25 protein-coding genes and 2 pseudogenes are annotated in these 25,684 nt (G+C 60.8%); 16 read left to right on the top strand and 11 right to left on the bottom strand.

The features are described 5' to 3' along the window. Positions 1–518: 518 nt before the first annotated feature. Together QP990_RS07550 and QP990_RS07545 are read right to left on the bottom strand one after the other, a co-directional pair. A complete protein-coding gene (locus QP990_RS07550) occupies positions 519–1,118 on the bottom strand; it encodes a cadmium resistance transporter (protein ID WP_284798830.1) in 600 nt (199 codons plus the stop codon). Continuing rightward, positions 1,115–1,474, bottom strand: coding sequence for a helix-turn-helix transcriptional regulator (locus tag QP990_RS07545; protein ID WP_003849933.1), 360 nt, complete (start codon positions 1,472–1,474; stop codon positions 1,115–1,117). The genes QP990_RS07550 and QP990_RS07545 overlap by 4 nt, the downstream gene beginning before the upstream one ends. A 1,110-nt stretch (positions 1,475–2,584) precedes the next feature. On the opposite strand from QP990_RS07545, the gene QP990_RS07540 reads away from it, so the two are divergent. Beyond that, positions 2,585–2,821 carry an exonuclease domain-containing protein gene (locus QP990_RS07540; RefSeq protein ID WP_284798828.1) on the top strand — a complete coding sequence of 79 codons (237 nt, stop codon included), beginning with the start codon at positions 2,585–2,587 and terminating at the stop codon, positions 2,819–2,821. Here the strand turns inward: QP990_RS07540 and QP990_RS07535 are convergent. Then, positions 2,799–4,280, bottom strand: coding sequence for a multicopper oxidase family protein (locus QP990_RS07535; protein ID WP_284798826.1), 1,482 nt, complete (start codon positions 4,278–4,280; stop codon positions 2,799–2,801). The two genes, QP990_RS07540 and QP990_RS07535, sit on opposite strands and share 23 nt — an antisense overlap. A gap of 71 nt (positions 4,281–4,351) precedes the next feature. Further along, the gene (locus QP990_RS07530) at positions 4,352–4,927 is read right to left on the bottom strand and encodes a CueP family metal-binding protein (RefSeq protein WP_284798825.1); all 576 of its coding nucleotides are present in this window, start codon (positions 4,925–4,927) and stop codon (positions 4,352–4,354) included. Positions 4,928–5,332: 405 nt separating this feature from the next. Between QP990_RS07530 and QP990_RS07525 the strand changes: the two genes are divergently transcribed. From QP990_RS07525 to QP990_RS07505, 5 genes and pseudogenes are all read left to right on the top strand, one after another. Next, positions 5,333–6,055, top strand: coding sequence for a response regulator transcription factor (locus QP990_RS07525; RefSeq protein ID WP_284798823.1), 723 nt, complete (start codon positions 5,333–5,335; stop codon positions 6,053–6,055). Next, positions 6,052–7,178: pseudogene (locus tag QP990_RS07520) on the top strand (sensor histidine kinase). The gene QP990_RS07525 and the pseudogene QP990_RS07520 overlap by 4 nt, the downstream one beginning before the upstream one ends. A gap of 141 nt (positions 7,179–7,319) precedes the next feature. After that, positions 7,320–7,646, top strand: a complete 327-nt coding sequence (locus QP990_RS07515; protein WP_200288441.1) for a heavy-metal-associated domain-containing protein — start codon at positions 7,320–7,322, stop codon at positions 7,644–7,646. Positions 7,647–7,697: 51 nt separating this feature from the next. Further along, positions 7,698–9,932 (top strand): copper-translocating P-type ATPase, encoded by a 2,235-nt coding sequence (locus tag QP990_RS07510; protein WP_259824828.1) that lies wholly within the window; start codon positions 7,698–7,700, stop codon positions 9,930–9,932. A gap of 93 nt (positions 9,933–10,025) precedes the next feature. Beyond that, positions 10,026–10,735, top strand: a pseudogene (locus QP990_RS07505) (IS6 family transposase). Positions 10,736–10,824: 89 nt separating this feature from the next. Here the strand turns inward: QP990_RS07505 and QP990_RS07500 are convergent. From QP990_RS07500 to QP990_RS07485, 4 genes are all read right to left on the bottom strand, one after another. Next, complete coding sequence (locus QP990_RS07500; protein ID WP_259824826.1) at positions 10,825–11,403, bottom strand: LURP-one-related/scramblase family protein; 579 nt, start codon at positions 11,401–11,403, stop codon at positions 10,825–10,827. 28 nt (positions 11,404–11,431) lie between these two features. Then, positions 11,432–12,628: an HNH endonuclease signature motif containing protein gene (locus tag QP990_RS07495; RefSeq protein ID WP_284798820.1), complete on the bottom strand. Its 1,197-nt coding sequence runs from the start codon at positions 12,626–12,628 to the stop codon at positions 11,432–11,434. Positions 12,629–12,723: 95 nt separating this feature from the next. Then, positions 12,724–13,524: a PrsW family intramembrane metalloprotease gene (locus QP990_RS07490; protein WP_284798818.1), complete on the bottom strand. Its 801-nt coding sequence runs from the start codon at positions 13,522–13,524 to the stop codon at positions 12,724–12,726. After that, positions 13,521–13,955 carry a hypothetical protein gene (locus tag QP990_RS07485; RefSeq protein ID WP_284798817.1) on the bottom strand — a complete coding sequence of 145 codons (435 nt, stop codon included), beginning with the start codon at positions 13,953–13,955 and terminating at the stop codon, positions 13,521–13,523. The genes QP990_RS07490 and QP990_RS07485 overlap by 4 nt, the downstream gene beginning before the upstream one ends. Before the next feature lie 118 nt (positions 13,956–14,073). Between QP990_RS07485 and QP990_RS07480 the strand changes: the two genes are divergently transcribed. From QP990_RS07480 to QP990_RS07470, 3 genes are read left to right on the top strand one after another with little or no spacing between them, the layout of a single operon-like run. Further along, on the top strand, positions 14,074–14,436 hold the full coding sequence (locus QP990_RS07480) for a heme transporter (protein ID WP_284798814.1): 363 nt from the start codon (positions 14,074–14,076) through the stop codon (positions 14,434–14,436). After that, entirely contained in the window at positions 14,436–15,275 is an 840-nt protein-coding gene (locus QP990_RS07475; RefSeq protein ID WP_284798812.1) for a hypothetical protein, read from the top strand. The genes QP990_RS07480 and QP990_RS07475 overlap by 1 nt, the downstream gene beginning before the upstream one ends. Next, positions 15,253–15,558 (top strand): CHY zinc finger protein, encoded by a 306-nt coding sequence (locus QP990_RS07470; protein WP_284798811.1) that lies wholly within the window; start codon positions 15,253–15,255, stop codon positions 15,556–15,558. Before QP990_RS07475 ends, QP990_RS07470 begins: the two co-directional genes overlap by 23 nt. Here QP990_RS07470 and QP990_RS07465 read toward each other — a convergent pair. Together QP990_RS07465 and QP990_RS07460 are read right to left on the bottom strand one after the other, a co-directional pair. Next, a complete protein-coding gene (locus QP990_RS07465; protein ID WP_284798809.1) occupies positions 15,555–16,115 on the bottom strand; it encodes a hypothetical protein in 561 nt (186 codons plus the stop codon). The genes QP990_RS07470 and QP990_RS07465 overlap by 4 nt on opposite strands. A gap of 22 nt (positions 16,116–16,137) precedes the next feature. Then, positions 16,138–17,448 carry a M20/M25/M40 family metallo-hydrolase gene (locus QP990_RS07460; RefSeq protein ID WP_284798807.1) on the bottom strand — a complete coding sequence of 437 codons (1,311 nt, stop codon included), beginning with the start codon at positions 17,446–17,448 and terminating at the stop codon, positions 16,138–16,140. Between the two features lie 77 nt (positions 17,449–17,525). Between QP990_RS07460 and bioB the strand changes: the two genes are divergently transcribed. Genes bioB through QP990_RS07445 form a run of 3 tightly spaced genes read left to right on the top strand, consistent with a single transcriptional unit; the run spans position 17,526 to position 19,712 of the window. Further along, on the top strand, positions 17,526–18,506 hold the full coding sequence (bioB, locus tag QP990_RS07455) for a biotin synthase BioB (RefSeq protein ID WP_034655643.1): 981 nt from the start codon (positions 17,526–17,528) through the stop codon (positions 18,504–18,506). After that, on the top strand, positions 18,506–18,778 hold the full coding sequence (locus tag QP990_RS07450; RefSeq protein ID WP_200288429.1) for a hypothetical protein: 273 nt from the start codon (positions 18,506–18,508) through the stop codon (positions 18,776–18,778). The genes bioB and QP990_RS07450 overlap by 1 nt, the downstream gene beginning before the upstream one ends. A 10-nt stretch (positions 18,779–18,788) precedes the next feature. Next, positions 18,789–19,712 carry a Sir2 family NAD-dependent protein deacetylase gene (locus QP990_RS07445; RefSeq protein WP_200288428.1) on the top strand — a complete coding sequence of 308 codons (924 nt, stop codon included), beginning with the start codon at positions 18,789–18,791 and terminating at the stop codon, positions 19,710–19,712. Here the strand turns inward: QP990_RS07445 and QP990_RS07440 are convergent, their stop codons facing one another. Beyond that, complete coding sequence (locus QP990_RS07440) at positions 19,713–20,702, bottom strand: triacylglycerol lipase (protein WP_200288427.1); 990 nt, start codon at positions 20,700–20,702, stop codon at positions 19,713–19,715. 535 nt (positions 20,703–21,237) lie between these two features. Between QP990_RS07440 and kdpF the strand changes: the two genes are divergently transcribed. The 4 genes from kdpF to QP990_RS07420 are packed head-to-tail and all read left to right on the top strand — an operon-like array spanning position 21,238 to position 25,674. Next, positions 21,238–21,333 (top strand): K(+)-transporting ATPase subunit F, encoded by a 96-nt coding sequence (gene kdpF, locus QP990_RS07435; RefSeq protein WP_005328272.1) that lies wholly within the window; start codon positions 21,238–21,240, stop codon positions 21,331–21,333. Beyond that, positions 21,330–23,045 (top strand): potassium-transporting ATPase subunit KdpA, encoded by a 1,716-nt coding sequence (kdpA, locus tag QP990_RS07430; protein ID WP_239206731.1) that lies wholly within the window; start codon positions 21,330–21,332, stop codon positions 23,043–23,045. Before kdpF ends, kdpA begins: the two co-directional genes overlap by 4 nt. After that, positions 23,042–25,105, top strand: coding sequence for a potassium-transporting ATPase subunit KdpB (kdpB, locus tag QP990_RS07425; protein ID WP_023020283.1), 2,064 nt, complete (start codon positions 23,042–23,044; stop codon positions 25,103–25,105). Before kdpA ends, kdpB begins: the two co-directional genes overlap by 4 nt. Positions 25,106–25,122: 17 nt before the next feature. Beyond that, complete coding sequence (locus QP990_RS07420) at positions 25,123–25,674, top strand: potassium-transporting ATPase subunit C (RefSeq protein ID WP_284798804.1); 552 nt, start codon at positions 25,123–25,125, stop codon at positions 25,672–25,674. Positions 25,675–25,684: the final 10 nt, after the last annotated feature.

The following is a 25,684-nucleotide window of genomic DNA, read 5'->3' as shown; positions in this document are numbered from 1 at the left end:
GTTTGAATGTGATCTGATCCGGGAGCGGAGACAGGCCGGTCTGGAGGCTGCCTGGGTTCGTGGCCGCACGGAAAGCCGGCCACCACTGCTCAGCGGGGACAAGCTGCGCACCGCGCGGGAAAATCCGCGAGAAGATCAGTTACTACCCCTGAACCCTCGCGGTGGCGTGTCAGAAGTCGGTATATCTATCGTCGGGACATCCCCAGTTCTTCGGCGACCGCATCAGCAGTGCTTACTCCGACACGAGCTCTAGGCCACGGGCTTCGTCCTCGTTTGAGAACCAGCCGGTGGCCTTGGTCGGGCTACGCCGCAAGCGGTGGCGCGTTGGGGAAAGCGTCGGTGCTAGTCTCATTGCGTCCGCGGGTGAAATTGGGTAGCCGAAAGTTTAATTGCTGGGATTCTGTAAACTCTGTGTGATTAGATTCACACGCCCCGACAGCGCTTCAAAAAGACCTTCCAGGCGTTATAGGAGCCACCGATAACGCCCGGTCGGGGCCGTTTGGAACGCTGCCGCTACGTCAGAGCCCGAAGGCTCCGCCGCTGACGAGGATCACGATACCGAGGCCGATGAGAACGATGGGAAAGAGGATGTGCTCAAAGCGTTCGAGCACTTCCGCGATCGGGGGGCGGGTTGCGACGAACCTTGCCAGGGCCACCAGGACCGCAACGAGCGCGAGGAAGATAACGCAGTAGGCGACTACTGCGAGAGGCTCCACGCTGAGGAATACAGGGGTGTAGACGCCGATATTGTCGCCACCGTTGGCAAAGGTGACGCCTGCGACCGTCCCCACGCCGACCCTCTTGCCGGCAACCTTGGCCTCGTCATCGTCGTCACCGTCTCCGCGCCAGGCCTCCCATGCGGCCCAGAGGCCGAGGCCCAGAGGGATGAGACCAAAGTATGGAATGGCTGCCGGGGGCAGAAATGCTCCGGCGCCGGTGGTCACAAGGATCGCGGCGACGAGGATGCCCGCGAATCCGAGGTACTGGCCGGCCAGAATGCGGGCGGTGGTGCCGCGCTGGCCTGCCCCTCGCGCGAAGAAGAGGGAGAGCACGATGATGTCGTCGATGTTGGTAGCTGCGAACAGGCCTATCGCCTGCAAGGCCGAGGTGAGGATCATGCGTCCTCCCCAGCTGCGTAGCACCCGGGAAGCGTGCAGACGGGATCGATGCACGGGGCGTCTTCGTCTACTGCCAGGGTGGCATCGACCAGTGCTGTCAGTGCCTGTGCCAGGTGCGGATCGGCGATCTCGTATCGTGTCCGACGCCCCTCTGGCTCGGAGACGACAATCCCACAATCGCGCAAGCATGTCAGGTGGTTGGACACGTTCGGGCGTGTCAGGTCCAGATCTCGGGATAGTTCCGCCGGGTAGGCGGGATGGTCGAGTAGGGTCAAGATGATCCGGGATCGAGTGGGGTCGGCCAGTGCACGACCCAGGCGGTTCATCACGTCGAGACGCGAAGCAATAGTCAGCATGCGCTGAACTATACAGCGATCGCTGAACTAGTCAAGTTCCGGGTAGCGGTGCAGCTGTGTGCGCTGCTGAAGAGACAGTGAAAGTAGCAGAGATGGCGCAGATTCCGGCAAAGTTGCGAAAACAGCTGAACCACGTTCGTTTCTGATGATCGGCCCATGTGCGATTTGTGCCGCGCCGAAGGCAACCGAATTGGCTCGAAGTTCCGTAGCGTTGAAAGTTTCCGCTCGAACCATAAGTCACCGGAGGTGCTCACCTTTGACGAACTTGTCGAACGTTCACCGTGGAGCGTGGAGCTTGCCGAGAGGCAGGAAGAGTCGGAAGCGGAATTTCCTGACTTCCCGTTCTCAGGAGCGCTCCTGCTCACGTCAAAAATTTACTTCTGTTGTGTAACCCGAGGCGAAACTGCGTGTAACCGGGGTGTTGCCGCGGACCTAATACATCTGGTCAGGAAGTTTCATAAAAGCCCCTCGTCCGTCACGGGGCTTTCAAGAAACATCTTCAATCTTTCCACGAAACCCCTGGCCGGCCGAAGGAAAACGGCGCTCAATAAAAGGAAACTCCCCTAGTGCTTCTCGTCGTTGGAAGCACTAGGGAAGAATCCATATCCGCAGTACGGGATATGCTCTTTGAAAAGCCATGCTGAGCTGCCATCGTGAACATCACACCATCGAAATCCGGAGATGGAAACCACAGAAGTTTCCACTCCGGTTCTTTTTATTTTTCCTAGTCGCAGTTCTTCTGCTTAGTACGCAGCATATCCATACTCATCAATCATGTACTGGGTAGCAGTATTTAATTCCTGCTGGGAAATATCCCGCAAACTCGGCCCCGCCGCTGACCCTCCCCAGTGGTCGTAGTAGCGGGGGTTGGGGTGGAGTTCGGATAGTCCTGCGAAGTGCTCATAGCACTAAGGCAACCACACCCACGCCCGCTACGAAAGGCCAACCACACTAACCTTGTGGACAACCCGCACAGGGCTAGTGTGGTTATCCACAGAAATCCACGTTGGTTGCAGTGTTCGATAGCGTTTAGGCGGGCATGTCGGTATGGGCCTCTTGGCTTGAGGCATAGGCTTTTTAGAAAACCTCCTCAACCGCTACACCCCACGCATGCCGTGCGAGCCGGTCTTTGCGGTCATTGATACCGAAATCACCGGCTTTAACAAGCGCTATGACCGCATCATTGGACTTGCTGCCGTGCGCGCTGACGCGAACTTCAATCCCGTTGACTCCTGGCACACATTGCTCACCCCTGACACCAACGCCGTGTTCACTACTCGGGGGACACCCCCGCCCACCTCGGCATTCAACCCTGCTGTGGGGGTTACTCGTAGCGAAGCGAGCTGAGCATCCCGGTTTCCATGTGATAGGCGTTATGGCAGTGAAATGCCCACTCACCGGGGTTGTCAGCGATCAGGTCGGCGATCATGGTTTCACCGTGGCGGAGAAGGACGGTGTCCTTGCGTAGCCCGCCGCTGCCGGGCAGCGCCCACGTGTGGCCGTGGATGTGCATGGGATGGGGCATCATGGTCCTGTTGCGCATGACCATCCGCAGGCGCTGGCCCTCCTGCACGGTCGCGGAGGAGGATTGGCCGTCGGTGAGAATGCTCCATTCATATGGCATCATCTGCCCGCCCAGGTCGATGCTGACTTCTCGGTCTGGTGTGTCCTCGGGCAGGAGTGCACGGTCTGCTGGCTTCAGGGAGGACAGAAGCAGTCCGGTGGACGACAACTCGGGGAAGTCGACATCGGGGTGGGGGGCTTGGCCACCGGCGGTGCGGATGACGGCGAAGGCGCGGTCGTCTTTACCCACCGCCAAAGCCGTGAGCGGGAAGATGCCGTCGCCGAGGATGACCTCGACGTCGACACGCTCGCCCATCGACAGGTAGATCGATTCGGTCTCCCGGGGCTGGACGGGGAAGCCGTCGGTGTGGGTGACGGTCATGCGGTGACCACCGAGGGCCACCTTGAAGATGGTGTCACTGCCGGAGTTGATAAACCGCAGGCGGGCCTTGTCGCCCGGGCGAGCCTCGAAGGTCCGGTGAGCACGGGGGATACGTCCGTTGATGAGGTAGTGCGGATACATCACATCGCCGGCATCCCCGCCCAGTACCCGGTCCGGGGTGCCGTGCATCATCTGGCCGTGACCTCCCATCCCCTTCTTCCCGTTATGGTCGCCCGAACCCATTCCGGTGAGCTTGTCGAGCTCATCGTCGGGAGTGCCCTGAATGCCATCGACCCAGTCGTCGAGCACGATGGTCCACTCGACGTCCTGGTCCTCAGCGTCTTGTGGGTCACGGACGATCAGTGGGGCGTGGAGGCCGCGATCAAGCTGCAGGCCGGAGTGGGAATGGTAGAAGTAGGTGCCACCGTGGGGGACTTCAAAAACATAGGAGAAAGACTCGCCAGGTTCAATGGGGTCCTGGGTCATGCCGGGCACACCGTCGGCTGCGTTGTGGAGTGCGATGCCATGCCAGTGGATGGAGGTGCTCTCAGGCAGTTCATTGGTGATATCGACCTGGAGGACATCGCCGGCGGTTGCCTCAATGGCCGCATCCCCGGTGTCAGAGACGTATCCCCACGTCTTGGCTTCGATACCGCCGATATCCAGAGAGAGGGGCCGGGCGGTCAGTGTCCGGCGCACCGTCGGCTCACCGAGCGCAGTGCGGGTGGGAGTGGGGCGAAGAGAGGAACCTGGTGCCGAGGCAGCGGGTCCAGGGTCGCTGGTGCAGGCGGCCACGGCCCCGGTGCCGGCGAGGACGAGCCCACCGAGCAGAAACTGTCGTCGGGAAAATCCGTTCATCATGATTTAACCTTCCTTGGTGTTAGATTTCAGTGACACGGGAGACAGGCGCAGGTGAGGACCCTGCTGAGCCATCACGTCAGGTGCAGGTCTGTGACACAGGTGGCACCGTCGTCGGCGGTGGAAAACTCCGCGGTGCCGGTACGCCCCTGGTAGCTGACCTCAATCAGGCCGGTGGCATCATCGGGAAGCCAGAAGCCAATAAACCCGTTGTCGAAGGTGGTTGTCGCCTCGTCCACCAGCACCTCACCGGTCGCCTCATCGGTGATCGTGACCTGGATATCCTCATTGCCGAGTTCCCCCAGGCAGGTCGTGAGGCTGTGGTAGAAGCAGTTGTGGGTGGAGGTGAGATAGGGTGCGATCGAGACATACGTCTGATTGTCGGGAAGATCGACCACGACTTCCTGGTCATCGCTCGAGAGCAGCAGTTCATCGGCACGCACTGAGGCTTTCAGATCCGTGGGACGCTCAGTGACCTTCTGCCGGTCGAGGTGATCAATGATCTCCACCGCGTCCATGTCGGCCAGGCCATGGGTAGTCAGGAATGCATCCTGGGACACCGTCCCGTCGGCGGTGGGTTCCGGGTCGGCAGCCGAACACCCCGTGAGGGCGAGGGCAAGGGCGGCGGCTGCGATCACTGCTCGTTTCACGTCAATCTCCTTGGATCGTGGTAAGACCGTGAGAAGACACCGCCTCAAGGTCGATGCCATACCTTTGTCTAGCACGGGTGCCTGACGGACTAGAAATCAAAAACCCTGCTCGCAGCCTTATAACAGGGCGAAAAAGGGGGTGGACTCGGTGGGCTGGGTCACCACCGGAACACCACCCCACAGCCGTGGGCGATGTCCTTCTACCCGCCCCGGGTATGCGGTGCAGGCAGTGAAATCCCTGGTGGCGCCTGCTGAACCGACCAGGGGAGGCGATGCCGCTGGCCCGGGGTGGGGCACAGTGGTGACGGCGGTCGAAGGGTGATGTTTGAAGATTTGATGAAGATTTCCCCGCCGGGCACTGAGCGAGGGTGGTATTCCCCCCTCACCGGAGCGATACTGGGGTCTATGGCTGACCGCACACCGACCACCGCCACGCCCCCGGGGCGGGTGCTGGTCGTCGATGATGAACAACCCCTGGCTCAGATGGTGGCCTCCTACCTCATCCGGGCCGGCTTCGATACCCGCCAGGCGCACACCGGTACCCAGGCCGTGGACGACGCCCGTCGCTTTTCCCCCGATGTTGTGGTGCTGGATCTGGGGCTGCCCGAACTCGACGGCCTGGAGGTGTGCCGACGGATCCGCACCTTCTCGGACTGCTACATCCTCATGCTCACCGCGCGTGGCAGCGAGGACGATAAGATCAGCGGTTTGACCCTGGGGGCGGATGACTACATCACCAAACCTTTTAGCATCCGGGAACTGGTGACCCGAGTGCATGCGGTGCTGCGCCGCCCGCGCACCAGCACCACCCCACCGCAGGTGACCACCCCCTTGATCGTTGGTGACCTCATCCTTGACCCCGTCGCCCATCAGGTGCGGGTGGGGGAGACGACCGTGGAGCTCACCCGCACGGAGTTCGAGCTGCTGGTTGCCCTGGCCCTGCGCCCCGGCCAGGTGCTGACCCGCCACGACCTGGTCACCGAGGTCTGGGACACCACCTGGGTCGGTGATGAACGCATCGTCGATGTCCACATCGGCAACTTGCGTCGCAAGCTCGGCACCGACACCCAGGGCCGGGGGTTTATCGACACCGTGCGTGGCGTGGGCTACCGGGTGGGGCTGCCATGAATCACGGACCCGGCCTGACCTTCCGCTTCCTGGCCGCCCAGGTGTTGGTCGTGGTGATTAGCCTGCTGGTGGCCGCGGCCGTGGCCACGATGGTGGGCCCGACCCTGTTCCATGATCATATGTTGATGACCGGCCGGGAGGACCCCTCGCTGGAGCTGTTCCATGCCGAGCAGGCCTACCGGGGAGCCAACCTGATCACTCTGGCCGTCGCCCTGCCCACCGCCTTGATCAGCGCCCTGCTGGCCAGCCTGTGGTTATCGCGTCGTCTGCGCACCCCCTGCAGGATCTCACCCGCGCCGCTACCAGCCTGACGGCCGGCAACTCCCGTATCCGCGTGCCCGCCGGAAAAGCAGGCCCCGAGGTCACCACCCTGGCGCATGCCTTCAACACCATGGCCGACCGGTTGGAACACACCGAACAGGTCCGCCGCCAGATGCTCTCTGATCTGGCCCACGAAATGGGCACCCCCTTATCGGTGCTCACGGTCTACCTCGATGGTCTCCAGGACGGGGTCGTGGACTGGAATAATGCCACCCACACGATCATGGCTGACCAACTCACCCGCCTGACCCGGTTGATGGAAGACATTGACGATGTCTCCCGGGCCCAGGAACACCGGATCGATTTGGACCTGGCGGAGGAAGGGCTCGGGAATCTGCTCCATACCGCCGCTGCTGCCGCGGGGGAAGCTTATGCTGACAAAGGCGTCGATTTACAGGTCGAGACCATTACAGACACCGCCCGGGTGCTCGTGGACCGGCAACGCTTCGGCCAGGTGATGAGCAATCTCCTGTCGAACGCGCTACGGCACACTCCGGCCGGCGGGCAGGTCCGGATCAGCGTCCACCGACAGGGGGCGTCCACCGCGCTCATCCACGTCGCCGATGACGGCGAGGGCATCCCATCTGACCAGCTCGGACACATCTTCGAACGCTTCTACCGGGGGGATGCCGCCCGCAGCCGGGACGCCGCCGGGGCCGGTATCGGTCTGACCATCTCCAAGGCATTGATCGAGGCCCACGGCGGCACTCTCACAGCCACCTCCCCCGGACCCGGTCGCGGAGCGGTGTTTGCCCTCCACCTCCCGCTGTCCCCTTCCGACAGTGAGGAGGCTGCTCGGTGACCACACCCTGCCCCGCGTGAGGGCCGCGCCCTCCACCCTTGAAAATATACCCCGGGGGGGGGTATGCTGAAAATATACCCCCTGGGGGTATACGCTAGAGGGCGGCATCGCCGCGCCCCACCGAACCGAAGGAGCTTTCCCATGATCACCTCCCCGCCCCGCCTTTTGCCGATGGCCTCCCACGGTTGCAGCTGTTGCGGACCTGCCTCACGTGCAGACACTGCCTCCATCCCTGCCGCCAGCGACTCGTCAGCAGGAGGGTCCTCCCCTAGCTTCCAGGTCACCGGCCTGACCTGCGGGCACTGCGCGAAAAGCGTGACCCAGGCCCTTCAGACCCTCCCTCAGGTCGACGACGTCCAGATTGATCTCGCTGCTGGTGGTGTTTCCACCGTCACGGTCACCGGTGTCGTACCTCCGGAGATGGTTCGCCGGGCTATCGAGGAGGCCGGCTACATCGTCTTATCCTGATCAGTTTTACCCATCATCTCGACCCCGACCGGGTTGAGCGAAAGGAACGTCATGAGCACTCCCCACCATTCCGGTGATCACCATGGTGATCACCCCGCTCCGGAAACAGACCACACCCACCACCCGGATCATGCCGGCCACGAACACCACGTGGATGCCGACACCCACGGCCGGGCGATGCCCCACGATCACCCGCACTCCGCCCTGGACGAAGACCACCACGTTCATGGTCACGGCGAACACGCCGGACACAGCACCGCAATGTTTCGGGACCGCTTCTGGTGGTCGCTGATTCTGTCCATTCCCGTCGTTATTTTCAGCCCCATGGTCGCCCACCTGCTCGGCTACCACCTCCCGGCATTCCCCGGATCCACCTGGATCCCCCCGGTGCTGGGCACGATCATCTTCGTCTACGGCGGAACGCCTTTCCTCAAGGGCGGATGGAAAGAACTGAAATCCCGCCAACCCGGGATGATGCTCCTGATCGCCATGGCCATCACCGTGGCGTTTGTCGCCTCCTGGGTCACCACCCTGGGGCTGGGCGGTTTTGAGCTGGACTTCTGGTGGGAGCTGGCCCTGCTGGTGACCATCATGCTGCTGGGCCACTGGCTGGAGATGTCCGCTCTCGGGGCCGCGTCCTCCGCGCTTGATGCGCTGGCTGCCCTGCTGCCGGATGAGGCCGAGAAAGTCATCGACGGGACCACCCGCACCGTGGCCATCTCCGAGCTGGTCGTCGACGACGTCGTGCTGGTGAGGGCCGGTGCCCGGGTGCCGGCCGACGGAACCATCCTCGACGGAGCCGCCGAATTCGATGAGGCGATGATCACCGGCGAATCTCGTCCCATCTTCCGCGACACCGGTGACAAGGTGGTCGCCGGTACCGTGGCCACCGACAACACCGTCCGCATCCGGGTGGAGGCTACCGGCGGGGACACCGCCTTGGCCGGGATCCAACGCATGGTTGCCGACGCCCAGGAGTCCTCCTCCCGGGCCCAGGCCCTGGCGGATCGGGCGGCGGCGTTGTTGTTCTGGTTCGCGCTGATCTCCGCTCTGATCACCGCGGTGGTGTGGACCATTATCGGCAGCCCGGACGATGCCGTGGTGCGCACGGTCACGGTGCTGGTCATCGCCTGCCCGCATGCCCTGGGCCTGGCGATTCCGCTGGTCATTGCGATCTCCAGCGAGCGGGCCGCGAAATCCGGGGTGCTCATCAAGGACCGGATGGCGCTCGAGCGGATGCGCACCATCGACGTGGTGCTCTTCGACAAAACCGGCACCCTGACCGAGGGTGCGCACGCGGTCACCGGTGTCGCGGCAGCTGTCGGCGTCACCGAGGGCGAGCTGCTGGCCCTGGCCGCCGCCGCGGAGGCCGACAGCGAGCACCCCGTGGCCCGCGCCATCGTGGCGGCCGCGGCCGCCCATCCCGAGGCCTCCCGTCGGCAAATCCGTGCAACTGGTTTCAGTGCCGCCTCCGGCCGGGGGGTTCGGGCCACTGTCGATGGCGCTGAGATCCTCGTGGGCGGGCCGAACATGCTGCGCGAGTTCAACCTCACCACCCCGGCCGAGCTCACCGACACCACAAGCGCCTGGACCGGGCGTGGGGCCGGTGTGCTCCATATTGTCCGCGACGGTCAGATCATCGGTGCGGTGGCCGTCGAGGACAAGATCCGCCCCGAATCCCGCGCCGCCGTGAAAGCCCTGCAGGACCGCGGGGTGAAGGTCGCGATGATCACCGGCGACGCGCAGCAGGTGGCCCAGGCGGTTGGTCAGGACCTAGGCATTGATGAGGTCTTCGCCGAGGTCCTGCCCCAGGACAAAGACACCAAGGTCACGCAGCTGCAGGACCGGGGTTTGAGCGTGGCCATGGTCGGTGACGGTGTCAATGACGCCCCCGCTCTGACCCGCGCGGACGTCGGTATCGCCATCGGTGCCGGCACGGATGTGGCCATGGAATCTGCCGGGGTGGTCCTAGCCAGTGATGACCCACGGGCAGTGCTGTCGATGATTGAGCTGTCCCAGGCCAGCTACCGCAAGATGATCCAGAACCTGATCTGGGCCTCTGGCTACAACATCCTCGCCGTGCCGTTGGCTGCCGGAGTGCTCGCCTCGATCGGGTTCGTGCTGTCCCCGGCCGTGGGCGCGATCTTGATGTCTGCCTCGACCATCGTGGTGGCCCTGAACGCCCAGCTGCTGCGCCGCATTGATCTGGATCCGGCTCGCCTGGCTTCGACCGAGTCGAAGGAGGAACACACCACGCCTACTCCGGCATCCACCGCCGTCCACTGATCCACCACTTCTCTCCACTGCCCCCATATGACCCTGAAAGGTGCTGTTGCAAAGTTGGGGCAGTAGGAAGAGCGACGTGATGTAATCACAGCCATGGGTATCTTCTCCGGTTGTCATTTCCCCGTGACATCATTCTATGGGCAGTGCGGTGGTACTGCCGCTACGGGGTGAGCTACCGCGCTCTGGAGGAAATGATGACCGAGCGGGGCGTGCCGGTCGATCACACCAGGATCTACCGCTGGGTCCAGAAATACGCGCCTGAGCTGGACCAGCAAACACGGTGGTACCGGCAGGTACCTGACTGGCAGGCCAGTTCTTGGCGGGCGGATGGGACCTATATCCGGGTCGGCGGCAGGTGGTGCTGCCTCTATCGGGCGATCACCGCCGGTGGCCAGACCCTGGACTTTTACCTCTCTTCGGAGCGAAACGTGGCCGCAGCGAAGCGTTTCCTGGCCAAGGCCGTCAGATCCAATGCGTCAGCCGGGTATCTCAGAGTGATCAACGCCGATAAAGCACCCTCCCTTGCCAGGGCAATCGCCGAGTTGAAGTCAGAGGGAATCTGCCCGCCAACAATGGAACACCGGTAGGTGAAATACCTCAACAACATCCTGGAAGGCGACCATGGTCGGCTGAAGCGGATCCTCGGGCCGAAAGGCGCGTTTAAGAACCGGACATCTGTATATCGGACGTTGAAAGGGATGGAGGCGATGCAATCATTGTGGAAAGGGCAAGGCGCGATGTTTGCCTACGGGCAACCGAACCCGGACGCGGTGATCGTCAACCAGGTCTTCGAGACGACCTAACAACGCCCACACGCAGCGGCCATCAGGGAATGAGAAACTGAGTCTTCGCTGCTCTCCGCCCAACTTTGCAACAACACCTTTTTATTTTCCTAGTCGCTATTCTTTTCCTTAGTGCGCAGCATATCCATGCTCATCACGGCGCCGATGATGGCAGCATGTTGTTGCTCGTTGAGACCTGGGGTGATGGCTAGGCAGTAGGTATTTTTACCCATGAAGTAGTTGCCTACGCCGGTCCACTCGTTGGTGACGTTGGCAAGCTGGCGGCCGTGGGAGGTGATGGAGAGATTCCAGTCCCAGAAATCGCCGCGAATTTCGACGTCAGGAAAGCCCTTCATGGTCAGCTCCAGCTTTGTTTTGAGCATGGAGAAACGCTTGGTAATGACAGCCATGGGCTGTTCGATTCCCGGCAAGTGCACCTCGTAGGTATCCCGCAGAAAATTCGGCGGATCCGAAATCGTCATGACCGTCTGGAGGGGGTTCCCCTCGGCATCCGTGAGTGCGACCTCCAAGCTGCGAGAGGATTTAAACACCATATCTTTAAGACTGGTGGATTGCAGGATCGTGCCCACAGGGGTGCCGTCGATATCGGTGATCATGAACTGATCATTGAGGAAGGACTTGGTCTGGGTAATTACGAGCTCATCCAGTGTGAATAAATTTTGCGTCATGCCAGCCACTGTAGGGCAGCTGGTGGAATTATTCCTCCTCCCTAGGGGTGGTTTTCTGCTGGCGCATGAGTTCTTGGGCCTCTTCATATGCTCGGGCGCGGTGGGCGGTCATGGTTTGCGCAAAGGTCTGCACCCAATTCTTGTTCTTGGGTGCCAGCGGGCCGGAGGGCTCCGTAGCGGTCCAGGTTCCGTCTTCAAATAGCCAGATGATGTCGCGCGTATGTGGATCCATGACGTAGAAAGCACGACCATCGGTCTTCACATTGTGATGGTGCTGGCAGAGGCAGGCGAGGTTTGCCGGAGTGGTCGGGCCACCGTCCGCGTGGTTGATGCGGTGATCCTTCTGACAGGCCGTGGCCGGGCGATTGCAGCCGGGATAGCGGCAGGTACCGTCAAATCCTTCCAGGTATGCAGCCATGGCCGCCGGGGTGACGTAGCCCTTTACCTCCTGGTTAGGATCCATCTCTCGGATTTTGGTGTAGGGCAGCGCATTCGAGCGCGCCGGGTCGAGCCAGCCCACGGATTCAATAAAGGCCGGGGAATTGGGTACGTCGGTGGCTTTATAGGCGTTGAGGATGATTTCGGGGGCTTGGGCGCGGCCGGTGAGGAGTGCAACGGCGGCGTCGGCAAGCGAGCAATCTAGCTCCAGCGCGGTCTGCCGGATGCACTTATCGACGCTCGCGATAACCGCCGGGTCCGCGCTCAAAGTCACCGCTGAGGTGTTATCGCCCCAGTTCTCCATGGTGTAGCGCGGTTGGGTGGGGCCCTGGGTGACGGCCAATGTGTCATCGGCGAGGTTGATGAGCTCGTTGAGTTTGCGCTTGATCTGTGCCTGTGTACGCATGGTCTGGTTCGGCCGGGTAGGGGTGAGGTAGGCGGTGAGCTGCTCATCGATGCGGGCGACTACCTCTGGAGTCGGGTTGCCCAAACGGTTGAGGGACTTGTTGATGGCAATAATCCGGTCGAGGTCTAAGTGATAGAGGCGGTGCTGCAGCGCCTGGAGCTTGGGAAGCTCCTCCAAGCGGTGCAGTGCCATGAGGATATGGCCAATCCGGCCTTCATTGACGCCGGTGGTGCGGTAGAGGGAGTTGGTGACTAATTCGAAATCAGAATCGAGTTCTGGGACTTGGTTCACCCAGAACTCGTATTCCGCCTTTCGCATCTCAAAGGCTAAGCGTGTGGTGGGGTCGGTGGCGTTGGTCGTGGAAAAGTAGGGTTCTTCCATGGCGCATCGTACCTAAATTATCGTGTGAACTTGTGTACGATTCACACCTTATAACACCCCTCGGACACGAGCCCCTTCCTTCGTATTTACACAGCTCAAGAGCTATATTCTGGATCCTTAGTGGGTAGAGTAGTTTCGCTTCTTTGTGCCGCATATTTCTTCTCTTGCTTGCGTATGAAACGCAGGCCCCAGATAATCAGTGTCCACGTAATGAGAGCGGTAAGGAAAAAGGTCACCGGCCAATCACCCGTAATGATCAGCGAGGCATTGAACAGGGTATGCAGGGCGATAGCGGCCAGCCAGAATCCGGCCACCTGCCAGTATCCGTGGCGTGCCCCCGCGTAGAGCTTGCCGACGCCCCACGCCGCAACCCCCGTATACAGTGCATGGCTAAAGGCACCAGTGAGGATTCGCCCGGTACCGGTAATAATGGCGCCCCAGAGATCGCCATCCAGGTTAGTGATGGTCGCGCTCAGGATGAATGGAATATTTTCCATGACATCAAAGCCAAGGCCTACCGCCATTCCGATCGCGGCGGCTTGGTAGGGATGCCGCACGTTCTTAAAGGCTGCAACAATAATGACAACGCCGAGGAGCTTGATGGTTTCTTCCGGAAGCGGCGAGTATAAGGCTGCGTCTAGGTGGGTGATCCCCAGCTTGTTTGAGATCCCCACCATTTGGTTGTTGAGGCTAAACACCACCGGCTGGGCGAGCGCACCCCATAGGATGCCCTGCCACATCGGCCGCGGCTTAAACCACCAGAATCCCAGTCCAAGCGTCAGGCCAGCGCAGATGAGCGCACCGATGAGCCCAACCTCGGTAAACCGGCGATCGGCCAAGAAGAAGCCGGCGACTACAAGGCCGAAAGCGATAGATAGCCAGTACAGATTCTTCATGCCTTTTCTACCTCCTGGGCAAGTTCTGCAGCGCGCGGTCCGCGCAGGGAGAGGAACGTGGTGGGGCCATCGCCCTCGATGCTGATGGCTACGAGGTCGCCATCGCTAAGCGTGCGCTTATCCCCGTCGTGGTCGATTTCTCCTTCCGGCATGGCCGTACCTTCACCCATTGCTCGGAGGTAGCGCCGGGTGGCTTGGTCTTTGTCCTGTACGCCGACTTCTTTAGCGCGGATCTGGGTGCCGTCACAGTCCCAGCGTGGTTCACTGCTGGTGGAGCCATCTTCTTCCGTGCAGGATAATCCGGGGATGCGGGCCTGGCCGGCCTGCACCTCAGAGGTGGGGTTGTCATACATGTCTGGTATGAGCGCATTGGTGCCGTAGATGGCACCAAATATCACGCCCGCCGCGAGGATGAGTGGTGTGCTTTTCATGTACTCAACGCTAGGTACGCACTGCTCAGCGCGGTATCCTCCGCCGGGAGGATTAAGCCGGCCATAGGGAGGATTTCTCCCCCATAAGCTTTGTTAAGTCCTGTGATAGGTTGGGTGCGTGTTTGAGGAACTAGAAGAAGCGGAAACGAAAGACGAGCCCAGCCGCGTCTGGTGGCAATGGTGGGCGCCCATCGCCATGGTCGCGGTCTTCGTTGGCCTGCCGCCCGCTGTCTACCACCTTGTTCCCGGCCTTGCCCTGCTCATCCTCATGGCCGTGCTGACGGTGATCATTGCTCTTGCCGACGGCGCCACTTTCCGCGCCTCCTGGACCATCTTCAGTGTGGCAGGGCTGGCCTATTTTGCCGCCATGTCCCTGTATTTCAATGAGGGAACGTGGATATATCTCCCAGTGTTTGTTTTCCTGGCATGGGCCGCGAGCAAGCTGGGTGCCGTGGTGGGCTCCAAGGCGGGGAAGAGCTAATGGAGACGTGGCGCCTAGAGCACCCCGAGGTGGGCACCATTGAGGTGCAGCGCGGATACGATGCCGAGTTCGCTGAGCTAGGTGAGTGGCCTAAGAAAGCGAAGGACTTCACCCCGGTTCCAGGCGATGCCACCCTGCCGGAACGCCTCCGGCTCTGGCGGAAGAACCCGAGCCCACGCCTGCAGATTGTGGTGAACGGTCAGGTACGCAGCCGCCACGATCGGCCCCGTGCGGGCCGGTATTCGCTTAAGAAGAAGATTGAAAAAGACCTCACCCTTTTTGAGAACTCCGCCTCGCGCAGCAAACCTTATCTGGATATCCAAGCCTCTCCCTTTGGCGAGCTTCTAGACGTCTACTACCGCAATGGCGAGGAGGCAGTTGCCCTCGATCCACCGGCCGGCTCACTGGGAGAAAAGCGCCGCAAGGCCATGGAGGAAAGCTCCTTTAAGCGGGTGTTGTATCCGCTCCTGGGCGGCTTGGGAAAGTCCGGCTGGGCCATTGGTGTGATCGTGCTTGGTCCGATCATTAGCCGCATTTTGTCCCGATTGTTGCCGGATTGGGAGCTGCCGGATATCGACTTGCCGGATATCGCGCTCCCAGTGCCGGAGTTGCCGCAGATTGAGCTGCCCGTGCCAAATATCGACCTTAATATTGACATAGACCTGCCCGATTGGCTCGTATTCTTGATGGACTACAGCAAGGTGTGGGTGCCGATCATCATTGCCATCGTGGTGGGCATTCAGGCAGTGCGCAATGCCAAGAAGTCTGAAGAAAAGAAGCAGCAGTGGCAACAGGGTGGCGCGTATGCTGACGGCCATGAAGATTCACGGCGCGATTGATGCGGAAGGTCGGTGCAGGCATTGGCATTCCCCGCTGGATGTGGTGGCCAATAAGTGCGCTACCTGCGAGAAGTATTTTGCCTGCGCGCTGTGCCACGCCGAGCTTACTGACCATGAGTTTGGGCCCATGCTTGCCGACGCCCCCTCAGTCCTCTGCGGCGCCTGCCGCACCGAGATGAACTACCACGCTTATTCCGCCGTGCCTGCGTGTCCCCACTGCGGGCATAAATTTAATCCCGGCTGCAGCGCGCATGCCGGGATCTATTTTCAGCTAGACCGCTAGAAAGAAGACAGCTGCTGTAGCTGCTGGATTTGCGGAATCTGTGGCAGCTGGAACTGGGATACAGCGTTCTGGGCAATCTTGGCCGCGTCCGGGATGCGGAAGGTCTGGCCCAAGAACGGGACGTCGACAGTCGGCTGGCCAGGGATGGTGCCCAGCTCGATGACCTTGGCGTTCTTGGCTGGCGCTGGTGCCGGGGCCGGAGCCGGCTTTGGTGCGGGGGCATTGCCGCGCTGGCCGCCAGTGTTGACCGGCTTGCCCTGGCCAGTAGTGCCGTTTAGGCCGCAGCGGGCAATAGCCTCGTCCATGCGGCCGATGGCGTCGCGAACCTCGTTGCCGCGTGGGTGCACGGTGGCAACGGCGAGGGCCTGGGACTTCTTCTGGTTGTAGTCAGCGGAGTTGGTCCAGTATTGCTTCGCCTGGGAGCAGGAAATCTGGCCGGCAGGCATCTTGGCTAGGAGGTTATCAACGGCGTCGGCATGGGCAGCGGCAGGGGCGGCGAGGGTTACGGTCAGGGCGGTAGCTGCAGATAGCAGCGCGGACTTACGTGCAAAGCTCATGCCAGCTATCTTGCCACACTTGTTATGCCTGTGACAGGCCAAGGAAGCGATTAACCAGGCTGCGGTAAGCGCGCACGGTGAGCTTCAGATCCTCCAAGTAGAGATGCTCGTCGTGGCTGTGCAGCTGTGAATTGGCGCTGGCCATATCGCGGCCCTCGGCGTGCATGGCAAAGCCATAGGCGTTGCCACCCTTGCGCCGAGCAAAGCGCAGATCCGAGCCGCCGGTGGCGTGAACAGGGACGACGGCTTTATCTGGGAAGAATTCCTTGGAGGTGGACTCAATGGCGCGCCACAGCTCGGTATCGGTGGAGGATTGCGTGGCATCTTCAGTAATGAGGTGTTCGATTTCTACCTCATCGGCCATGTCTCCAAGCGCGCTGCGCAGGAAGTCATCCAGATCCTCTTGGGTCTGGCCGGGGAAGGGGCGCACATCCATTTCCAGGTAGGCATGTGAAGGCAGCACGTTAATGGCGCCGCCGGCGCGCAGGACGGTCTCGGCGATGGTGGTATGGCTAAAGGCATGCGCGTAGGCGTCGAGGTTGCCGAACTTGGAGTAGTCACCGGTGCCGTCGATAAGCTCCTGCTCGGTCTGGGGATCAAACTTGAAGGTGCGCACAAAGCCTTCCCAGATCTCATTCGAAGCCGTGGGCGGCTCAGCGGTGGCGATGCGGCGGGCTACCTCACCGATCTTTACGATGGCAAAGTCCTTGCCATAAGGGGTGGAGCCATGGCCGGCATCACCATGTACGTGCAGGCGGCGCTGGCTGGCGCCCTTTTCACCCACGTTGAAACCCACCGCGCCGGGCAGGTGGCTGCCGCCGGTTTCAGATAAGCAGTTCTTCCAGGAAAAGGCATCGGGGTGGTTTTCGGACATAAAGCGCACGCCGAGACCGCCGCGGGCCTCCTCATCGGCCATGCCGACAAAGGCAAGGGTGCCGCCCGTATTGCCGGTGCGGGCGACCTCGCGCGTGACGGCGGCCATGGTGGCGGTAATAAATAGCATGTCTACGGAACCGCGGCCGTAGAGCTTGCCGTCCTCGATGAGCGCCTCGAAGGGAGGCTTGGTCCATTTAGGTTCGTCGACGGGGACGACGTCCGTATGCCCCATGAGGGTGAGCGGTTCTTTGTCCGGATCGCCGGGGACGGTCACGACGATGGAAACGCGGCCTGGGTGGGACTCGAAGCGCTCAATCTGCACGTCTTCGCCCGCGAAGAATTTTTCTAAACTATCCGCATTGCGTACCTCGTGACCGGAGTCCGGCGTGAGGTCATTTACGCAGGCATTGCGGATAAGTTCTTGGAGGAGGGAGAGGGTGTCATCATAAAGCGTCATGCTATCGAGCCTAACGCTGGGAAAAATTTTATGTGATTTTAACCAAAGCTGAACGCTGTTCAAGTATGGTTCACACTATGAGCATTATTGACATCGCCCGCGAAAAAGCACTGGAGCAAGGCAAAGGCCTCAACCAGGAAGAACTGCTGCAAGTACTACAGGTTCCGGATTCCCAATTGGAGGAAATCGCCGATATCGCCCACCAGACCCGCCTGAAGTGGTGTGGTCCAGACGTATCGGTGGAAGGCATTATCTCCATTAAAACTGGCGGCTGCCCAGAAGATTGCCACTTCTGTTCTCAGTCCGGCCTCTTCGAGTCCCCAGTGCGCGCCGTGCGCCTCAACATCCCGGAGTTGGTGGAGGCAGCGCAGAAGACCGCCAAGACCGGTGCTACTGAGTTCTGCATCGTCGCTGCGGTGAAGTCCCCGGATGATCGCTTGCTGGACCAGGTAGGCGAGGCGATTGCAGCGATTAATGACGCCGTCGATATCGAGATTTCCTGCTCCCTGGGCACCCTGACCCGCGAGCAGGCGCAGCGCCTAAAGGACATGGGCGCGCAGCGTTATAACCACAACCTGGAGACGTCCCGTTCCTTCTTCCCCAATGTGGTCACCACCCACACCTGGGAGGAACGCAAGCAGACCCTTGACTATGTGCGCGAGGTAGGCATGGAGGTCTGCTGCGGCGGCATCATCGGCATGGGCGAGTCCTTGGAACAGCGCGCCGAGTTCGCTGCGCAGCTGGCAGAAATTGATCCCTGCGAGGTGCCGATGAACTTCCTGGATCCGCGCCCGGGCACCCCCTTTGCGGATCGCCCGCTGGTTCCGCTGGGTGAAGGCCTGCGCGCCGTGGCGGCATTCCGCTTGGCTATGCCGTCTACCACCTTGCGCTTTGCCGGTGGCCGCGAGCTTTCGCTTGGCGACGACGGCACGGAGCGCGGCCTGCTCGGCGGCATCAACGCCATCATTGCCGGCAACTACCTGACCACCCTGGGCCAGCAGATTGAAAAGGATGTGGACATGTTGAACCGCATCGATCTGCCGATTAAGGCCCTGTAGTGGCTGGTTTATCCGAGCCGACTTCCGATTTGGCCGCTGCCGTCCTTTCCGGGGAAGAGCCGATTTTCCATCCGAATACCGGCAAGCCGATTGAGGAGGTCTTTACGCTGCACCCTGCAGCCGCAGCTGGCCTCGATGTGCCGCGCTATTGCCAAATTTGTGGCCGGCGCATGGTGGCCCAGGTGCGCCCCGATGGCTGGCATACCAAGTGCTCGCGCCACGGGGAGCTGGATTCGGAGTGGCTATACGTAGAGCACTTGCCCGAAAGCTAGCATCGGGAGAATGGATCCAGCCGTCTCCCTTGCCCACCAGTCCGCGCTGCGCTCGATCGCCCGAGTGGTAGAGGAATCGGCGCCGCATACGGAGCCGGGGAGGGCTTTAGGGGACGTCGTCAAGCAGCTGCGCGAGGGCCCAGTGATGGTGCTAACGGGGGCCGGGGTTTCTACGGACTCAGGGGTGCCAGATTATCGGGGGCCGCGTGGCTCGCTGAGTAGGCACCGTCCGATGACCTATCAGGAATTTCGCCACGACCCGGCCGCGAGCCATAGGTATTGGGCCCGCAGTTTTGTGGGGTGGCGAGTCATGGATGCTGCGGCGCCGAATCGTACGCATTATGCGCTGGTGGAACTGGAGCGCGCCGGGCTGATTAATGGCGTGGTTACTCAGAATGTGGACGGCCTGCATAAACAGGCCGGGACCGCGAACTTGGTGGCGCTGCATGGCGATATGGAAACCGTCGTGTGTCTGATGTGCGGATATCGGGAGGCGCGGACGCATTTCGATGCGCGTTTGGCCGCAGCAAATCCGGGGTACTTGGAGCGCCTAGTGGTGGAGGCGGACCAAGTGAATCCGGATGGTGACGTGACCCTGGATGAGGCCGCCGTGGCAGCGTTTCGCATGGCCGGATGCGAGAGCTGTGGATCGGAATTATTGAAACCAGACGTCGTCTACTTTGGCGAACCCGTGCCGGCTGAGCGCCGCGATGCCGCCTTTGCCGTGTTGGGACAGGCGCGCTCGCTGCTGGTGGCTGGGTCCTCTCTTGCGGTGATGAGTGGGTATCGCTTTGTGCTGGAGGCAAAGAAGCAGGGCAAGCGCGTAGCCGTCATCAATGGCGGCCCCGGCCGGGGTGATCAGAAGGTGGATACGCTGTGGCGCACGCAGGTGGGCCCAGCCTTTGACGCGGTCCTTGATGAGCTGGAGCTCTAACTAGCGGGGGATAGTCTCTACTAATTCCAAGATGGTGCGCACGATGGCATGGACGCGCTTATCCATGGGCATATCCTCGTGCATGACCACTGCTCGGCGGTCGAAGTCTTGGACATAAATATTTCGCACGGTGCCCTCTGCGACGCCGCGGGGATCAAGGAAGCAGGTTTCGGGTGGGACCACGACGGCATCAGACCGTGTGGCAATGCAGGTATAGCTCACGCCAGATTCCAAGTCGCCATCGCGATTGGCCTCGCGTAGCGCTTCGCTGCCGACAATTTGGTCCATTCCCGCCGGCCCAAACCAGCCATCGATGACGGAGCGCATTACCGCCTCTTGGCGCGGGGTGCGAATGAGGCGGCTGACGATACCGCCGTAGGTAGTTCCGTGGTTTGGCGCGCTGATGCACATCAGGTGGAGGACATGCTCGGCGCCGCCAATCATGCGCATCCAATAGCGGGCGAGGAGCCCGCCCTGCGAGTGGCCGATGAGGATGACCTTGTTCGCGCCGGTGACCATGCGCACGGTGCGGATATAGGCATCGAGTTGCTCGGCGGATTCTGCAAGGGGTTGGGTGGCGCGGCGGCCGTAGTCAGGGGCGAAGACCGCCCAGCCGTCTTGGCGCAGCTCATTGCCGAGGATTTGCCATACGCCCTTGGTATCGCAGGTGCCGTGGATGAGGATGACCGGCCAGGGGCGTTGTGCGGTAGGACGTGCGCCCCAGTCATCTTCGAAGATCCCACGTGGCTTCATGCGTGCGCCTAGCGGGAGGGTGGCGGCCGCATCGGCGTCGAGGGCGGTATCGCCGGGGCTGGTTTTGACCTTTTGCGCTTTGATGAGGTCCGCAATCTCGGCCGCGACCTCCTCGCGCAGTGCCGTGGCTTCGGCAGGGGAGGCGACACCGCGACGCGGGGAATCGGTCAATTCCTTCTCGCTGGCACGCCAGAATTTGCGGAGTTGTTCGGAAATAGTGGATTTCAACTCAGCCATGGTTCCGGATTGTACTCGTTATTGCAGGTTAACTGTGTTTTTGTCAGGAGTTAAGAAATTTATGGGCAAACCCTTGACCATCCTACGAAAGGTTTATAAACTTAGGCTTGCCTAATCACGGGCGGTGCTTGCAGGAGGGTGCGCTCCATTCCCTCCTTGGGTACCGAGAGATTAGTCATGGGGAGAAGGCCCGCCGATGCGCTGTCGGCGGGCCTTCGTTGTGGATAAAGGGCGGTTCCCGGCCTGAAGAAAAGGTGGCGCAAAAGGGGTGTAAAGGAAATATAAAAATTGCGAGCGGGAGGCGTAAAGATAGCGCAAAGATTGCCTAGGGCAGCGGAGGTGTGGTCCTAACGTTTGTGCGTAGCAGGTGCTGCCTTGGTACCGGCACCTGGCAGGCATACCTGTCAGGCACAGGAAAGTTTCACTCGCACAAGGGAGTTTCCCACATGTTAGACATCGTGGCAATCCTGATAGCCATCCTGACGGTTGGCTGTCCCTCCGTCCTCAACGAGCTTCTGGACGGTGATGCATAACCATGAACACCATTACAGCGGTCATTGGCCTCGTCATTGTTGTGGCGTTGGTGACCTACCTCATCATTTCCTTAGTTGATCCGGAGCGTTTCGCATGATCGCCGGCGTTGGGGCGGTGTTACCGCAGTTCCTCGCCCTCGTCGTCTTGCTCGCGGCGGCATATGTTCCTTTGGGCAACTGGATCGCACGCAGCTACACCTCTGACAAGGACTGGGCGATAGAGCGTGCGGTGTATAAGGTCCTGCGCGTTGACCCAAACCGCGGGCATAACAGCAAGAATTACAGCCGTGCATTGCTTGGTTTCAGCTTGGCATCCGTACTCGTTCTTTACGCGGTGCAGCGCCTACAAACCGTTTTGCCTAGCTTTGGCAATTCCCGCTCCGCAGCGGTGGAACCGTGGATGGCGTTCAATACGGCGGCGTCATTCGTGTCCAATACCAACTGGCAGTCCTATTCGGGCGAAGAAACCCTGAGCAATGGTGCGCAGATGCTTGGCCTGACCGTCCAGAACTTTGCCTCCGCGGCTGTCGGCATGTGTGTGGCGGTTGCGCTCATTCGCGGTATCGGTCACTTGGGATATGGTCGTGACAAGCTGGGCTCTGAGAGCGGACAGCACCTCATCGGAAATTTCTGGGTTGACCTCACCCGCGGTTTGGTGCGCATTCTTTTGCCGCTTTCTCTATTGATTTCCTTCGTCCTCATCTTGGGCGGAACCATGCAAACCTTCGGGTCCAACCTGGTGAGCTCCGCGGGCGTGGATATTCCGCGCGCTCCGGTAGCTAGCCAGGAGGCAATTAAATTGCTGGGAACCAATGGTGGTGGCATCTTCGGCGCCAACTCGGCGCACCCTTTTGAGAACCCCACTGGTTTTACCAACCTCGTGGAAATCTTTTCTTTGCTGGTTATCTCTTTCTGCTTTATCCGTGCCTATGGGGTAATGCTGAAATCGCAAAAACATGCCTGGACCCTGCTTGGCGTCATCGGCGGCATTTGGACCGTTATGGTTGCCTTGGTGGTATGGGCACAGCACACTACCACCGGTGCGGCAGCTCAGGCTGCGGGCGGCAACTTGGAGGGCATCGAACAGCGCCTAGGTATTGACGCTTCCGCACTCTTTGCGGTGTCTACCACGGGCACTTCTACCGGTGCGGTCGATTCGATGCACGATAGCTATTCACCATTGGGTGGCGGCTTGTTGATCCTCAATATGCTCCTGGGCGAAATTGCACCAGGCGGCGTGGGCACGGGTCTCTACGGTCTGCTGATGGTAGCAATTCTCGCCGTATTTATCGGCGGCCTGCTCGTTGGGCGCACACCGGAGTTCATGGGCAATAAGGTCGGCCGCAAGGAAATCTCCGCGGTGAGCCTGTACATCCTCACCATGCCGGTCCTCGTCCTGGTAGGCGTGGGCGCATCGGTGGCTCAGCGCAAGCTGGTGGAGCTTTCGGCGACCAACTACGGCGCGCCTGGAACCCCGGATAACGCGCACGGTCTCTCCGAGGTGCTCTATGCCTTTACCTCGGCCTCGAATAATAACGGCTCGGCCTTCGCCGGCCTGACGGTAACCGAGCCCTGGTGGCAGGTCACGCTCGGAATCGCCATGCTGTTGGGCCGCTTCCTCCCCATCGTTTTCACCCTGTATTTGGCGGGCAGCTTAGCCGGTCAACGCCGGCAGGCCACTACCGCCGGCAGCTTGCCGACGTCCGGTGTGACCTTCGCGCTGCTTACCATCGGCGTCATTGTGTTGGTCGCCGCCCTTACCTTCTTCCCCGTTCTTACCTTGGGTCCCATTTCGGAGGCACTCTCATGACAACACCAACTATGACCACTGAGCGACGCACTCCTCAGCGCTCTGCCACCACAAACAGTGGGTTGGCTGCGGCAGCGTTAAAGTCGTTGCCGCACAAGACGTCCCCACTCGCCCAAGCCCGCAACCCCGTCATGTTCGTGGTGTGGGTAGGTGCCGCGCTGACTACCCTGTGGTCCATCTTTAGCCCCAGCGTTTATGGCTGGGTGGTAACCGTATGGTTGTGGTTTACCATTGCGTTCGCCGCATTTGCTGAGGCATATGCCGAAGGCCGCGGTAAAGCCCAAGCGGATAGCTTGCGCGCCGTGCGTGATGACGCCACCGCTAACCTGGTCACCGATGGCGGCATCGAGGTCATTGCCGCTTCTGAGCTCACCAAGGGCGCTATCGTGCGCGTGGAGGCCGGAGAGACGATCCCGGGCGACGGCGACGTCATTGAAGGCGCGGCAACCGTCGATGAATCTGCCATTACCGGCGAGTCTGCTCCCGTGGTTCGCGAGGCCGGCGGCGATCGCTGTGCTGTAACCGGCGGTACCGTGGTCTTGTCTGATTCCATCTTGGTACGGATCACCTCGGAGCCGGGATCGACCTTCGTCGATACGATGATTGCCTTGGTGGAGGGAGCGGAGCGCCGCAAGACCCCGAATGAGATCGCGCTGAGCATCCTCCTGTCTACCCTGACTATCCTCTTCCTCATTGCGGTTACCGCACTGGCCCCAATGGGGTTGTTTACCGGCGCGGAGCTCTCCCCGCTCTCGCTGGTGGCCCTGTTGGTCTGCCTCATCCCAACCACCATCGCTGCCCTGCTATCCGCGGTGGGAATCGCGGGAATGAACCGCCTCGTGCACCACAATGTTCTGGCTACGTCCGGACGAGCGGTGGAGGCGGCGGGCGACGTAGCGACCCTACTCATGGATAAAACCGGCACCATCACCTATGGCAACCGGCAGGCTACCGGGCTTATCGTTGCGCGCGGCGTCGATGAGCAGGAAGCTGCGGAGATAGCCCGCGTTGCTTCGGTTGCCGATGAGACCCCGGAGGGTCGCTCCATCGTGTTGTGGTTGACCGAAAACTACCACCTTTCTGCCGAAGCAGGAGAGGAAGAAAAGATCGCCGAGGTCATTCCATTTAGCGCTTCTACGCGCATGTCTGGGCTTGACCTCAGAGGCCGAAAGCTGCGTAAGGGTGCAGGCGACGCCGTGCGCCGGTGGGTAACTGAGGCGGGTGGCGACTGGCCACAAGAAATTGAAGACTCGGTGACCCAGATTGCTGAAGGCGGTGGAACCCCGCTGCCCGTTGCTGTGGAAGAATCCGACGGCACCCGCAGGGTTATTGCGGTGGTGCAGCTCAGTGACGTCGTCAAGCCGGGCATGGCGGAGCGCTTCGCCGAACTGCGCCAGATGGGCATCAAAACCATCATGGTGACCGGCGATAACCCGTTGACGGCAGCGGCCATTGCTAAAGAGGCAGGCGTCGATGATTACATCGCGGAGGCCACCCCAGAAGACAAGCTGGCCAGGATCCGCGAGGAACAGGCGCACGGCCGCATGGTCGCTATGACCGGTGACGGTACCAACGATGCGCCGGCGCTGGCGCAGGCGGACGTGGGCGTGGCCATGAATACGGGTACCTCTGCAGCGAAGGAAGCCGCCAATATGGTGGACTTGGATTCTGATCCGACCAAGCTTATCGATGTCGTGCGCATTGGCAAGCAGTTGCTCATCACCCGTGGGGCGCTTACCACCTTCTCTTTGGCCAATGACTTAGCGAAGTACTTCGCCATCTTGCCGGCCCTGTTTTCTACCCAGCTTCCGCACCTCGAGCGCCTCAACGTGATGCACCTGCACTCGCCGCAATCCGCCATTGTGTCTGCAGTGGTATTCAATGCGCTCATCATCGTTGCTCTTATCCCATTGGCGCTCAAGGGCGTGGCCTATAAGCCGGCCTCCGCCTCGTCCCTGCTACGCCGTAACCTGGGCATTTGGGGACTGGGCGGCGTGATCACCCCATTCCTAGGCATCTGGCTCATTGACCAGGTAGTCAACCTGCTTCCAGGTATGTAGAAAAAGAAGGACCAAAAATGCGTGTCTATTTTCGTAACCTCGCCGCTGGATTCGTAGCCGTACTATTGTGCGTTATCGCACTGGGAATGATTTATCCCGCTGCCGTGTGGGGAATCTCCCGCATCAAGCCGGACTCCGCCGAGGGCAACCTCATTTACCAAGGTGATTGCCTAGCTGGCTCGACCCAGCTGCAAGATGGTCAGACCGAAGGCCCGTACTTTTTCCCCCGTTCCGAAGGCATGAGCAATTACGGCGCTAGTAGCTCCGAGCTAGAAAAAGCCGTGCAGGAGCGGCGCGGGGACATCGCCAAGCGTGAAGGCGCCGCTCCAGAAGATGTTCCCACCGATGCGGTAACCGGTTCCGGCTCTGGTGTCGACTCTGGCATTAGCCCTGCGTACGCTGAACTACAGGCTCCACGTGTCGCACGAGAGCAGGGGATGAGCACCGAAGAGGTGCGAAGCCTCATCGAGGACAACACGGAGCATGCCAGCCTCGGGTTCCTGGGCGAAGACGCAGTTAACGTCACTACTCTCAACCGAGCACTGCCCCTTCCACCGTCCTGCTCATAAGATGAGTGCC

It is taken from the genome of Corynebacterium sp. MSK071, assembly GCF_030232125.1.
Lineage (GTDB): Bacteria > Actinomycetota > Actinomycetes > Mycobacteriales > Mycobacteriaceae > Corynebacterium > Corynebacterium kefirresidentii.
The sequence above is the reverse complement of the archived record's forward strand: the minus strand, read 5'-3'. Positions and strand labels throughout refer to the sequence as shown.